The sequence below is a fragment of the cyanobacterium endosymbiont of Rhopalodia gibberula genome (genome assembly GCF_003574135.1).
Taxonomy (GTDB): domain Bacteria; phylum Cyanobacteriota; class Cyanobacteriia; order Cyanobacteriales; family Microcystaceae; genus Rippkaea.
The window spans coordinates 407,359-422,213 of the sequence record NZ_AP018341.1 but is presented as its reverse complement, the minus strand read 5'-3'; the positions used below and the strand labels follow the sequence as shown (position 1 = coordinate 422,213).

Annotated in this window: 6 protein-coding genes and 1 other RNA gene; 2 read left to right on the top strand and 5 right to left on the bottom strand. The window is 34.6% G+C overall.

Going from position 1 to position 14,855, the window contains the following annotated elements; genetic code table 11:
• Positions 1-1,880: 1,880 nt before the first annotated feature.
• The gene (mrdA, locus tag RGRSB_RS01340; protein WP_232014594.1) at positions 1,881-3,659 is read left to right on the top strand and encodes a penicillin-binding protein 2; all 1,779 of its coding nucleotides are present in this window, start codon (positions 1,881-1,883) and stop codon (positions 3,657-3,659) included.
• Positions 3,660-5,029: 1,370 nt separating this feature from the next.
• Here the strand turns inward: mrdA and RGRSB_RS01335 are convergent.
• A complete protein-coding gene (locus RGRSB_RS01335) occupies positions 5,030-6,016 on the bottom strand; it encodes a methyltransferase domain-containing protein (protein ID WP_119259501.1) in 987 nt (328 codons plus the stop codon).
• Positions 6,017-8,206: 2,190 nt separating this feature from the next.
• Between RGRSB_RS01335 and ssrA the strand changes: the two genes are divergently transcribed.
• Positions 8,207-8,595: a transfer-messenger RNA gene (gene ssrA, locus RGRSB_RS01330) on the top strand.
• A 193-nt stretch (positions 8,596-8,788) separates the two neighbouring features.
• On the opposite strand, the gene RGRSB_RS01325 is transcribed toward ssrA, so the two are convergent.
• From RGRSB_RS01325 to glpK, 4 genes are all read right to left on the bottom strand, one after another.
• Positions 8,789-10,210 carry a protein adenylyltransferase SelO gene (locus tag RGRSB_RS01325; protein ID WP_119259500.1) on the bottom strand — a complete coding sequence of 474 codons (1,422 nt, stop codon included), beginning with the start codon at positions 10,208-10,210 and terminating at the stop codon, positions 8,789-8,791.
• Positions 10,211-10,294: 84 nt separating this feature from the next.
• Positions 10,295-11,368 carry a phosphotransacetylase family protein gene (locus RGRSB_RS01320; protein WP_119259499.1) on the bottom strand — a complete coding sequence of 358 codons (1,074 nt, stop codon included), beginning with the start codon at positions 11,366-11,368 and terminating at the stop codon, positions 10,295-10,297.
• 353 nt (positions 11,369-11,721) lie between these two features.
• On the bottom strand, positions 11,722-11,898 hold the full coding sequence (locus RGRSB_RS09935) for a hypothetical protein (protein WP_172582007.1): 177 nt from the start codon (positions 11,896-11,898) through the stop codon (positions 11,722-11,724).
• A gap of 321 nt (positions 11,899-12,219) precedes the next feature.
• Complete coding sequence (gene glpK, locus RGRSB_RS01315; protein ID WP_119259498.1) at positions 12,220-13,716, bottom strand: glycerol kinase GlpK; 1,497 nt, start codon at positions 13,714-13,716, stop codon at positions 12,220-12,222.
• Positions 13,717-14,855: the final 1,139 nt, after the last annotated feature.

Below are 14,855 nucleotides of genomic sequence, written 5' to 3'. Positions count from 1 at the left end.
TGATGTCAACTATTAAAGTTTAACAACAACTTTTAAAAAACTTAAAAATAAATATAAAAACTATCTTTCTAGATCTAAAAAATATTTAAAATTATAGTTATAACTTTTAATTTTTTTCTAAAAAAAAGACTTAAAGTCGGCAATGATATTAATCAAATTAAGAGTATAAGATTATATAATTTGTGTCCTAATAAAAAAAGGTTGGTTAATTTTTACCTATATTTTATATTGTTGTGAACTTTACCTTTATTTTCTTTAAATTAAGATAAGTAGATGTGCACAAAATACAGCTTAATTTGTAGCAAATCCTTTATATATTAAAAGTTTTCATTTCATCAAAGTTAAAGCTTTAAACACGAACTTTCGTCTCTTTTTATTTTTGATGATTTCTTCCACTCTATATTTCCAATTATTTAAACGATGATGATAATAATATTGTTATTAGGAGTTTATTGTTGAACTAATAGTTCATTCAATTTCCCTAAAGTATGTAATTAACTATGTAAAGCTAAATTAAAACAATAAATCATCTAATTCAATAAAGCATTTATTCTTACCTAAAGAAGAACGGATAAAATAAATTTATACTTTGCTATAAGTGAGGTTGTCATCAAAACAGAAAACTGAATTATATTTTGTTAATTAATTTTAAGATTAATAGGTTTTTTAAAAAAGTTAAGTTACTTATATATTTAGCAAATAGGACTGAGATAAATATAAATATTTTCCTAAAAAAAAATTATTGTTTAACGTTTTATCAATATCAAAAGTAAGGTGTATCAATGTCTAATTATTGCATCATTTTACCAAGACTGATAGGAGGTTTACTCCTAGACTGCCTTCAATAGGTAAAATACATTCTCGAAACCTTTTAAAGAAGTTTAACGATAGTAAAGAAAAAATAGAAATTATCCCCAATCTAATTGATACAATTGAGTATTTCGATGCTCAGATAGTAATTATAAATACTTCCTTATGAAAAGTAAGAAAACTAAAATATTAAGGATTTTTATTTAGATAAATGAATAGATAAAAAGAGTATCAAATCCTCTGTTGTATTGTAGAAATAACCTTGAAGACAACTTGCAATTACTAAATTAACTCTGTTGTTTTTTCTTATCTTATACGTTAAATAAATAGAGAAGATAGTCAATTACATCAATTAGTAAGCAAGTTTTTAAATATATTTATTGGCTTGAATAGTGACCTTATGATGACTAATATTAGCTGAAGTAAACTTAATCTAATGGTAGATATCTTCCGGTTTTGAGAAACTTATCTTTGATTTTTTTTAAAAAAAAATAGGATTAGTCTAATATTAAAGATGTTTTTACTAAAAAGTTCATAGCCTTGATAAAATCGAATATAAGTATAATTATACTCCGTCGTAATTACCTCTTTTAATTCTGTTTTTGAGAGCGAATTTAATATTTAAATATATTTAGTTTCTATATAGAAAATATTCTACAATTGTGAACTTTTTACTAAAATTACCTGTTCAATTAACATAATATCTTATCTTAACTGTTGTAGATATGCAATAATTAAGATCTCTCTATAAGTTAACGTATCTTTTTTTAGAACTCTGATTTTCTTATGAGTTTAAATGATAAATATAGAAAAAGTTTAACCACGTTGGCGTAAGTTTTGTCAGTGATTATCAGAAACTTTTAATTTTTTATAAAAGCCTTCTGGTAAATAAGAAAGTAGAGAATTAGTATCGGTCATAGATTATAGTTTAGGGGTTTTTAATTAACTTCAACACTTCTATACTAAAAATAATAGTGTTAAAAAAGCTATCCTAGTACGTTAATAATTCTTGAATAGACGATATGCGGCTTACCGATTCTTCCCATTCCCAGTCCAAATGGCAAATACCAATGTTTGGTTATAGTCATGGTTTTTACAACACAAGACAAAAGAAGACCAATCGTACTATCGGACAAAAACGTCAGCCTTGGCTAATTATGTCCTTAATTAGTTTAATTTTATTAGGGGGAATTGGGTCACGTCTTGTCTATCTACAACTGTTGGAAGGGGAAGTTTATCGGGAAAAAGCCGAAAATAATCGTATTCGCATAATTCCTAAACCTCCTGTAAGAGGTAATATTTTTGATCGCAAAGGTAGAGTCTTAGCCTCAACTCGCTTAACCCATGCTGCTTATCTTTGGCCTGTTGTCATCAAAGAATCTAACTGGGAAGAAAATTTACGCTATCTATCCCAACTTTTATCTATTCCAGAAGATAATATTGAACGAAAAATTAAACAAGCAGGCTATAATCCCTCCACTCTGATCCGTGTCGCCCGGAGTCTTAACCCCGCTCAAATTACTGCTCTAGAAGAGTTTAAAAGTGAACTTAACGGACTTGAAGTCGATATCGAAAGTGTACGAAACTATCCTAACCAAGACCTAGCAGCTCATGTCTTAGGATACACTGGAGAACTTAATGCTGAACAATTATCTAAACGTCGTTCTGAAGGATACCGTCTAGGAGATACTGTAGGTAAAATGGGGGTAGAAGCGGCTTATGAACAACAATTACGAGGGGAATGGGGGGGCTTACAGCTAGAAGTAGACGGCGTAGGAAAAGTAGTGAAAGTCTTGGGGCAAAAAATTGGAAAGGCGGGAAAAGACGTTACTCTCACCTTAGATTTAGACGTACAGAAATCAGCGGAAGCCGCTCTAGGTCAACGTAAAGGGGCGATCGTTGCAATAGATCCAAGAGACGGAGGAGTCTTGGCCATGGTTAGTTATCCACGCTTCAACCCCAATGTATTCTCTAGCCAAATTAATACTGAAACCTGGGAGAAATGGCGTAGTCAAGGAGACCCTTTTGTTAATCGCGCTTTACGGGGATTTCCTCCTGCTTCGATTTTCAAAATAGTTACGGCGACTGCTGGAATGGAAACAGAGAAATATCCCCCCAATACAGTTTTGAATACATTCGCCTATCTTAATGTGGGGGGGACGGCTTTCGGGGAGTGGAATCGGGCTGGATTTGGACCGATGGGATATGTTCGGGCGATGGCATGGAGTAGTAATACCTTTCATGGACAAATCGGCCGCGGGGTAGGAGGTCCAACCTTAATTAAATGGGCTCGCAACTATGGTTTTGGAGACAAAACTGGCATTGAGTTAGAAGAAGAGGCGCGAGGGTTAATTGCCGATGATACTTGGAAACGAAAAAATTACAGTTGGGGATGGACTGATGGAGATACTGTGAATATGTCTATTGGACAAGGGTTTACTCAAGCAACTCCTCTACAAGTAGCCATTATGTTTGCTGTTCCTGCTAATGGTGGTTATCGAGTTAAACCCCATTTCTTGAAAGGAGACGAGGATGTGAGTAAATGGCGAACGTCTATGAATCTTAAACCTAGTACTATTACAACCCTAACACAAGGACTACGGGCAGTTGTGTCAAGTGGAACTGGAAAAGCCTTAAATTCGCCAAATTTACCACCTGTGGCAGGGAAAACTGGTACTGCAGAGGCCCCTCCAGGGAAAGTCCATGCCTGGTTTGGGGGATATGCTCCTTATAATAAGCCAGAAATTGTAGTGGTAGCTTTTGCTGAACATTCCGGCGGGGGTGGAGGGTCAGTCGCTGCTCTTATGGTGCGTCAGGTCATGGAAGCTTATTTTAAAAATAAGAAATAATTGTTTTTAAGGTTACTCTCTAAAAGATTGAGTTGACATTAAGTTTATCGAAATGTCCCCTATTTCCTATGTTTACTAGTTAATTTTTAACGAGGTACAATATTATAAGTATAGCTATTTTAATTTAGTAAAACTTATTTTTTTCCCAAAAATAAGTGCTCTTCTAGACTAATCACTGATTTATCGTAACTGGGTCTAGAAAGACCGAAATTTCCATCAGACTACGCGTAGTCTGATGACTCTTCCCTTGAAAATTCGTTTTACTATTACTGCTTGATTCTAGCTACAAAACAGCTTATAGCCACATTGGATTAGGTTTATTAAGTTAGAAGCATTTACCTGAATCAGGCTAACATAGATTTGTACTAAATTATCGTAGTCGACGCAGGCGATTCCCTTTTATAAGGAAGTTTTGAGGGAGGTATTTATTTTGGTTTTGGTACAACACAAACTTGATCAATTGATAGGTACAATAAGCGTACAATCTCCATCACCTTAGCTTCGTAATAGTGAATGTTAATGATAAACTTTTATCTCTTAATCCAATGCTCGCGGTCTTTATCGTAAACACTAAGTAATTTCTCTACTCCCAGTCTTAAGTATTTGAGAGCTTGTAAAATTTTCTGTCGTCGATGGTTAAGGCAACTATAAAACAATACATCAACGTCTAGGTTCGGGGTCAGCTTTAACCTTTGTATCTCTTAATGATAACTAATAGAATAGTGCTGCACATAAGTTACTCCAAAGTCCCATGCTAAAGCTGTAATATTTCGCTCACTGTAGTCCCGAACTCGATAGTGTTTGAGCAGATTGATATAAGCTGCTCGAACCTGGAGAGATCCTAGAAAATTTATCTTAAGTAGAAGTGATATATTGACAGATGAACTTAGGCATGGTGTTTTCTAGAACACAAAATGAGCACTAAAAATAAAGAGTAGAAAAATGGTATGGTGGGTGTCGTCTAGAATAAAGGAAGGCTTTTAGAATTATTAGAAAGAGGCTAATAGCTAAGTGTCATTTAGACTCCTATACTTGATATTTAATTGCTGAACTTTAACATTATAAGAAGTAATCTTTTGTCCAAGATGTTTTAGAAATTTATCTCATGACTAAGAGTTAGATTTAATTATGGTAACAGCTAAAATTTATGAGTCTAAATCAAAAAGAGGAGCATCAGTTAGTTGAAAACCTAGAGATAATTGAGCAATTTTAAGTTTATTCGATTAAATAATGATTGTTTTATCTATTTCAGACAATCAATATTCAACATAACTTGTCAATGCGTACTTCTACTTGCCACAAGCTTAGTGGTATTTTAGTCCACCTACTTACAATTAACTTTTACCTTTTTATTGATGGCAATGAATTCCTTAAGTTTGAATTATTTTCTCCGTATTGGCTTCGGTTAATTCTGGACAAGAATTAACTTTAACTGCGCGGAACATCCCAAATCGACAAAGACCACGACCAAAAGCAAGACGCATCAATAATAAAGTGGGGACTTCACGCAAAGATTTGATAAATCCCGACAGACCAAAACGGAATAATCCTTCAGGACGAACAACTCCTTGCCAAATAGAATCAAACCAAGAAGGAAGAGTTTCTCGTGTCCAATCGGCTGTTGTCACTTGTCCTTCTACTAATCTCGTTTCTGCTAATAGTTCAGAAAACTCTTCAATACTAGAAAATGCTGGATGAGACCATTGATCTAAAAGTTGACGCATTACAAGTCTTTCCCAGAAATTAAAAGACTTTTGGCGATCATCTCTTTGGTTCCAGTCAGCTACGATCAACAAGCCACCAGGTTTCAGTACTCGCATCATTTCTTGAGCATATTTGGCTTTATCTACCATGTGGGGACCTGCTTCAATGGACCACACCACATCAAAACTATTATCTGGAAAAGAAAGAGCTAGGGCATCGTCTACCTTAAATTTAGCATTAATGCCTTTAGGGGTTAATTCCTGGGCGCGTTTAACTTGCTGGGAACTAATAGTAATTCCTGTTACATCAAACCCATAATCTTTGGCTAAAATACAACTGCTTCCACCAATGCCACAACCTACATCTAAAATAGTAGTGCCATGAGGCAATTGGTCTAACCCTCCCCATTTGGCCATTTCATCCACAAAGTCAGACTTAGCTGTCAAGAAATCTTTCTTTCGAGGTGGCGAACCGTAATGACCTAAGTGTATATGTTTTCCCCAGTAAAATTCTAAAATACCGTCTTGAGTCCATTCATCATAGGATTTAGCCACTGTGTTAGAGGACTGATAACGACGAGGGGTTATTAGATAGAGTGTAATCCCTATCGCTAGTAAGATCAGTAAAAATCCCAGAGGGTAATATAAGTCCATCAGGTCTGACACCTTAGTATCTGTTCACATTAGTAGCTTCACTATATCAAGTTATGAAATTGACTGTAAGTGTATTAACAGGGTTAGCTATAAGGACTTTGGTTCACTAATTTCATATCCTCGTTTAAGAAACTTTCCAAGATTTGAATAAGAAGGTTCTTTATTTAAGTTAGGTAAAGCTAGAAAAATTTATCAAAAAACAAAAGTATAGGGCTAGTGCAATTAGATTGTCAGCAATTGTGTGGAAGGTGAAGATAATTACCATTTATTTTAAATTGGTTTCTCGATAGTTTGCGTAACAATTTATCGATGTAAAAACTTGAGTTGATGCGAATACGATATACTTCGAAAAACTATATAAAAAAATTGTTTAAAAAATCTAAATTTATTAGGTTTAAATTATTGGTTAACCGTAACTAATAACTGGACTAAAAAAGGGGTTTAATAATTGAATAGACACATAAAAAGATGGAAATAGGAGGAATCTAGACTAGAGTTAAAACCCTTATATTTAAGTTAACTGACTAGCAAGTTAACAAGGTTAAAAAGAGATTAAATAATTTTTATTAAATAACTTAAGTAACACTAACGGTTGAAAATTAGAAACATATCCATGTTAGTCACCCTACAAAAGAATAATCTAAAAGATAGCGACCAGTGTTTATATACCTTGATCATTATCCACTTGTTTAAAATAAATCTAAAAATAAGTCACGTTTCTATTTTTAGATTTTTCTAAAAAGAACTTTACTAAAAGCTTTGTTTTTAGTAAAGTTATCATTCAAAAACTCGGTAATTTATAGCTTTAACTAATAAATTATAAAAATACAATTAATTAGTTAATTTGCTGCTTTTAATAGTAATTAAATCTATAGTTAGAAACTGCTATAAGTTGACAAATTACTTGTTCTTTGTATTTCTTAATATAGTGTCTTTGATCTATAAATTTTGCTGGTGTGTTAGAAGCAAACTAAATAGAAAATAAGGGTTTCTTGATGGTTGTGATAATGATAAGTATAGTTGTTAGTAAAATCACTTTATTTTCTTAAAAAACAACTACAAAAAAATTTGCAATAGCATAAATTAAATTTTCTTGATAGCTGGTATCTCTACTAATAAAGATGATGTGTAGGGAACTAAAAGATGACAAATAGTAGAATCTAGAAAATGTTTAAATTACTCTGGTAATTGGTTTACTTATGTTGAAGTAATTTGCTATGAAACAGCGGTTAAGCTTAATCTAGAAGGGATATATTTTTAAACCCGTTGAATTATTCTTCTAAATAAGCAGACTATCCTCTCAGTCGATAAGCTTCTCTAAACGCAGAATGGAAAAACATTTAAAAAATAGCGATTATTTTAGATCTCAGTCTGCTTAAAAATTTAGCTGATAGACTTAGAAAAATAATAACTATAAAAGTTAACTCACAACTTCAAGATTTTATTCAAAATAATGATGAAAGAAAGATTGCGATATCTATTGATAAATATAAGAAAAATAACTTAAATTGAAGAAAATAGAAAACATATTAAACAACTACTATAAATAGTATGGGATAAGTTGCTAATAGTAAATAATTATTTTCTTTCAAAAAAGAGAAAAAAGTAAAAAGTAAAATGAACTACTGGAATAATACATGATCTTGCAAAATAAGGACTCGCAATAAAAACGAACAAAACTGAATATGATAATTAACCTATGTCCTAAAAATAAAGAAGTATAGAAAAAAAATTCCTATATAAAGAGGTAGATAAAACAGGATTATTTAGTTTCAAAGTACAAGACTAAATGTAATAGAAAGGTAATTATTTAAAATAAAACTCATAGAATTACCGGAAGTGTATCCAAAGATAAATATAATTTAGCTAAGGCAGTAAAATAAAGTTTTTATAAAAAAAATTACTTTTAAAAAGTATTAGTCATGGTTAAATAAATTTAACTAAAATAACTTAGTATATAAAGACACGAAATAATTTGGTTTTTTTAGCGTTTATTTAAAGCTACTTATATGCAATGTTCCCATAAGCAAAAATGCAATCACAATAACTAGAAGTTTAGTGACAACTCCATAAAAGTTCTTTACGCCATCGGTCCTAGACGATAATTAGTTAAGTAAATTAGATAATCATCCTTTGTTAAGTTGCCAATATCTTAGATTAGAACCTATAATTATGGATAGGCCTATACGGGGGGCCGCAACGGTTTCGACAGGTTGGCGAAATCTTCTCCGTGATTCAGGTCGAGAGTGAGTCTTCTCTCGTAAATCCAAGGCTCAAACAAAAAAGTAACTGCGAATAAAATCGTTAAATTTGAGCGTGCAGCAGTAGCTGCATAACTGAACTCTTTAAAGAGTCCGCTCGCTTCTAGGGTGACTCCGTTAAGTTCTAGAAGCCTAAACCCAACGGATGCACTCACTAGCTATCTCTAGTTGGCTATTGTGTAAAGACCTTACTAGAGTATCCCACCATTCGGGATAAAGAATGGTTCCCGTTCTGCGGATCAAAAGAACTAAACCTGTGAATGAGCGGACAGTCAATACCCAGTCTGGACAGCAGTTCAACTCTGCTCGGCTCCATAAATAACATTAACTTCAGAAAGGCTCAGCTAACTCGTGGTCATGGCTGGGTCTTTTTAGTTAAGAAAAATATTTTTAGGCTGATAACCTTAGGATTATCAACCGATGTAGCTGATTGAACTGTTAGGCTCTTTTCTCTTAAAAGCTGTATATAAAATAGAAAAATATTATCAAAGACGACTTTAGAGTATATCAATCACCCTTTCAATTGGAATTTTTTAATTAGGTTATAAAAAGGTTGCCAATCATCTCTATAAGTAATCGCGTCCCAAACTGCTTCAATAGTTTCTTTGTCTAAACTGCTCTTTGGATTATAAACTCGTAAACAATCTTCTACTTTTTTCATCATTTCTATAGGTAACTGATTTAGAATTCGATGATAAATCCTACACCAACCTCGCCAATCAGCAAGGAATAATGTTTTGTTTTCTAAAATAGTTAGACTGTCTTCACGCCATCCATAATTGAACTGTTGAGATAAAGTTTCAAAAAATCCAAAATAACTTATTTGGGTTTCTTGTAAAACTTCTAATGTTTTTTCCACTAAATCTCGTCCTTCAGCAATCATTAAATTATCGAATCCTAATCTTCTCAGGATTAATTTTTGATAAAACTGGTGGTAATAATAATCAAATTTTGATAAAGCTTCTTCTAACTGAGATAAAGGAATGACTGTCATCAAAGGGAGATGTAACATCTCTAAATTCGAACGACAAATAAACGATTGATTTCCATAACTGTAGCGTCCGCCATCATCGAAATAAGCAGCAACAAATTTTGGATCATAGGTAGGAATAAAAGCATAGGGACCGTAATCAAAACTTTCTCCCGTAATTGACATATTATCTGTATTTAATACTCCATGACAAAATCCTGCTGCCATCCACTGTGCTGCTAATTTGGCAACTCGTTTGACTAATTCTCTATAGAAGAGGGAGTAACGGTCTGAAGATTGACCGATTTCAGGATAGTAAATATCAATAACATGGTCTAATAATTTCTGAATTAAATCGGGACGTTTCAGGTAATATAACCGTTCGAAAGTACCGAAACGAATATGGGAACGATTAACACGAATCATCACTGATGAACGAGCGGGGGACGGTTCATCGCCACGCCATAGCTTCTCTCCAGTTTCAATTAAACTTAAACAACGTGATGTTCTTACTCCCAAAGAATGTAACGCTTCGGCAGCTAATACTTCCCTAACCCCCCCTTTCAAAGTTAATCTACCATCGCCACCACGAGAATAAGGAGTTTGACCTGATCCTTTAGTTCCAAAATCATACAATTGATTGTCTGTCCCCTGTATTTGTCCGTAAAGAAAACCCCGTCCATCTCCTAGAAGAGGATTATACTGCCCAAATTGGTAACCATGGTAGCGTAAGGCTAAAAAAGGACGAACTCCTTGGAATTTACCAAAGGCTTCAATGAAATGATTATCGGATACAGCTTGAGAAGATAAACCGAACAAAGGTAATAACTCATTATTGCGGAAACGAAGAATCTGTTGGGGAAATTCAGCAGCAACAACTTGATCATAATAATCATCACCCAGATTTTCGATAACGGGCTTATAATTGAGCTTAAAAAAGGGATTATCTGGGTTTTCTATCATATTAGCCAAAAAATTTTTAAATCTAAAATCCTTGATCACCGAATGTAAAGTCTAATACCAGTTAACTTATACACCCGCATCAATTTAACTAAATTCTAAGGCTTGGAACGATCCATTAAAATCAAAATACTCAGTCATTAATTGTTCAATGCAATCTATTTTAATTTGTTCTTGAAGTCTAACAGTTCCAAAAGTACTATCAACAATTTCTACCGTTTGTAAGGTATCAAGATTGACTGAAAGAATGGGAACTTCTAAATCCTCAGCCCGGTTGATGATTAAAGGTTGAGGAGTAATGTGTCCAGTTAAAATTAAACAACTAGTGGAGGTTTCCAAGGCAGCTAGTTGTAAGTCTGTGCGATCACCTCCTGTAACCACAGCTTTATGTCGTCCTTGGCGGAAATATTCCAACGCCGAGTTAACATTCATCGCCCCGATAGTGAGACTTTCCACCATTAAATCTAAGCGATCACCACGACACAACACATCTGCTTTTAACTGGTGAGCAATTTCACGAACACTAACGCTATGGAGTAAACTACTTGACGGCAACATTCCCAAAACCTTAATTCCTTGTCCTTCGAGATAGGGTCTAATTAGAGTTTGAGTGGATTCTAATTCGTTGACAGGAATATGATTAATAATCACTCCTGTCAGATGATCGCCTAACTGCTGTTTAGCTTTAACAAAGCTATCAACCACTAAAGGGGAATGATAACGGGCGACTAACATAATCGACGCGCCGAGCGTATGGGCAACATCTATTACCGATAAGTTAAATAAACTTCCTTGCCATAGTGTTCCTGCTCCTTCGAGAATTACCACATCAGCTTCTATGTCACTATAAGACTGGTTTAACAATTGGGTATAGTCTTTAGTATCTTCTCCTTTAAGGCGTTTCTCAACAGTTTTTGTTTCTAGGAATAACAAAGGTGATCGCATCTGAGTTGGCTTTAAGCCCAAAACATCAGTGATAAACTGTACATCAGCTTCCTTCCCTAGAGTCGAGCTATCTTCCAAATAGGTTCCGACGGGTTTACCATAAGCCACAGAAAATCCCTTTTGCTTTAAATGATGAGCAAGTCCGATAATTGTCCCGGACTTGCCACTGCACGCTTCAATTGATCCAACTAGTAAATATCTTGTTGACAGTGCCACGAGGTTACTCCTTAAATATGTCATTCAACGGCAGTTTTTCAGGAAACGGTATAGATGTAGCATCTATCAAACATTGCTCTTAACCCTTTTCTCTCCCACTTAATGCTCTGATACTGTTTCCACAGTTGAAAACCGCTGTAAAAGGATGAGGAGGGAGATTTTTTGAAATGCAGTAATCTGCGATAGAATACTCGAGAAAAATAGATAAACCAAACTTCTGTAGAAGTATTAATCGTCTCAATGAGAAAATTTATAAACTCTGAGTCAAAAATAGTGATTTCATAGATAGAGTCCTCATTACCGATTAAATCTAATTCAACAACAGGCTAATGAAGAGGGAGGCTTAAAGACAATTACATTGCCACAAAAGGAATTTTATCACTCCCCTCAATACGACCTAGATCACCTTGATCATGTAAAGAAATCACATGATAGCAGAGAATTCCATATCCATCTTTGGAATAGCAAGGTTTATAACTTACCACACTCCTCTTTGGGGAGTGTTTAATCTGAGCGATAGTAGTCGTCATGAGATTAATAATTCTAAAGAGGTTTAATATTGAATAGGAAGTAGGCAACTTCACTTGAATTGTACTATTTTCAATTTATGACCTAAATTTGTTAAATTATTTTCATTAATTGTATCGCTCTGATGAAACATGAGAAACAGCTAAGCCACAGCGTCACACAAAGACAAATGTAAAAAAAATGAACTTAAATAGCTTTAGCTTTATAGATGAGAATTTCACTCGATATTTATTTATTACGATGAGGGACAGTTTACTTTCTGACTATCTCCGCCCACTTCCCTGATTGATCCATCAAAGGAGGACTTCAGTCTTAAAGATGTACTATTGAATCCAGTTTTTAGCCCGTTCTACTGCCCGTTGCCAAGAAATGAAGTTAGCTTGAACCTTAGGGGCATTGTCTCCAGGGTTGAAGACTCGATCAATTTTACGGTTAGCAATTAGGGTTTCATAACTGTCCCAAAAACCAACGGTCAACCCAGCTCCAAAAGCGGCACCTTGGGCAGTGGTATCTAGTATTACAGGACGTTCAACAGGAATTCCCAAAGCATCGGCTTGAAACTGCATTAAGAAATTATTTTGGGAAGCACCTCCATCAACTTTGAGACGGGCCACTCCCGTGTCTGACCCTTTATTGATAGCTTCAACTACTTCTTTGACTTGGTAAGCGATCGCCTCTAATACTGCCCTTATCATGTGTTCTCGCTGGACTCCTCCAGTTATGCCCAAAAATGCTCCTCTAGCTGACATATCCCAGTGAGGCGCTCCTAATCCACTCAACGCAGGGACAAAATAAACTCCGTTAGTATCGGAAACCTGATAGGCTAAGTTTTCAGTTTCGTTCGCATTATTAATTAATTTTACGCCGTCACGCAACCATTGAACTGCCGCTCCAGAGGTAAAGATCGCTCCTTCTATGGCATAGTTAGCAGACTTATTTGTTGTCCAAGCTACAGTAGAAAGAAGTCGATTTTTAGAGCGTATGACTTCTTTGCCAGCCTGGAGAATTAGGAAAGAGCCCGTCCCATAAGTGCATTTAAGCAATCCTTCACGGTCACAACCGTGGGCAAATAGGGAGGCTTGTTGATCACCAAAAATAGCAGTTATAGGAATTTCCGCTCCTAATACATCGACATCGGTCTGACCAAAATAGCTCATACTCTCTTGAATTTTTGGCATGAGACTTGATGGAATGCCAAACAATTCTAATAAATCTGGATCCCAAGTTAGGCTTTCGAGGTTCATTAGCATAGTACGAGAGGCATTGCTATGGTCAGTAGCGTGAACTTTACCCCTTGTTAGGTTCCATAGCATCCAAGTATCAATGGTTCCAGCGATGACGTTCTCAAAGTTGACTAGAGGCTTGTTTTCTTTAACCCAATTAATCAACCAGGCGAGTTTAGTGGCGGAAAAGTAGGGATCGAGGATCAGACCAGTTTTTTGAATAATTTCTTGGGCTCTTCCTTGTTCGTGTAGTTCATGACATAGATCGGAAGTACGACGATCTTGCCATACGATGGCTTTATGTAGAGGCTTTCCCGTAGTCCTATCCCATAAGAGACAAGTTTCCCGTTGTACGGTCAAACCGATGGCTGCGATCTCCGTAATCTCTATTCGGCTTTTTTCTAAAACCTGAGAAATAACGTTAAGGGTGTCTTGCAAAATTTCTGTTGCATCGTGTTCTAACCAACCTGGATGAGGATAGTGTTGGGATAATTCTTTATATGCTTGACCAGCAATCGCGCCTTCTCTATCAAAAAGAATGGCACGGTTCCCCGTAGTCCCTAGGTCTATCGCCAGGATATATTTGTCGTGTTTCATTATTGTCATTGGCTATCATTCGTATATAGTTTGCCCGAAGCACTTTCACTAAGATATGCGTTGGATCATCATGATGAGCGATCTTGAACTACCGAGACCAGAGACTATGTCTATAGATCGTCTTTTATTCTGTATTGAGACCTTCTATCTAGAATCAGCCAAAATACCCACCATGATACTGTTTGACGAGTAACTTAACATCCAAAACTCGTTTCAATGCCGGAAAACGAACTCGAGTTAATCACTTATAGAAACTCAGTACGACTGAGACTGTAAAAATAGTACTTCTTACCCTGATGAGAAGAGCATTCGGGAGTCTCGCCATGTTTCGACCCCAAATGCTCTTCTACTTATTTTTTCTCACACCACGATTCATTGAAATTGATACCGAATATAATAATAACATACTATTTTTATTTTTAATAGGTAAGAAAAGTAGGACAGTTTCGCAACTGTCACCTATAAAGTCCAGAACAAAACAACTGTCCTGTGACAAAGGAGCAGCAAAAATAATACAGTTATAGTTGTTGTTGCTGATAGTAGATATTTGTTTTCTACCGAAGAAGTTAAATTAAGTAGAAGTTTTTTTTGAAGTAGCGGTGGTAGACGTCTAAAGTGTAGACAAAAATAATAATGCCAACAGACTCAACGATATATTCAAATATTCAGTTCAACCACTTTATCAGAGCAAATTTCAGACTTTATTATCATTTTTGTTTAAGCTAATTAAAAGGAATTTTGTATAAAATTGAGAGTTCTTTTAAAAAAAAATTCAATAAACTTTATATTTTATAATTTATTTTTTTTTAGAAAAAAGTTAATTTAACCACTTAATATAAACTATATTTATCTTCGAAGATCCTTACAGGAGTTTAAATAAAACTAAATACGTCGTGTGAGAAGAATATAAATATAAAATTTGATTATCAACAATCAACCTATTAAAAGTGACAATTACTATACAGCTTAATTTCATACATAGTTTGTGTTTAAATACAATTATATTAAACTCCACACTGTTACTTAATTTATACTGACAGGATGAAATATAATATTTTATTTAATGAGTAAAATCTTAAATTAACAAGGAGTAATTATTACCTTTCTTCATAAGAGAAATAAAAAAACTGGATATTATT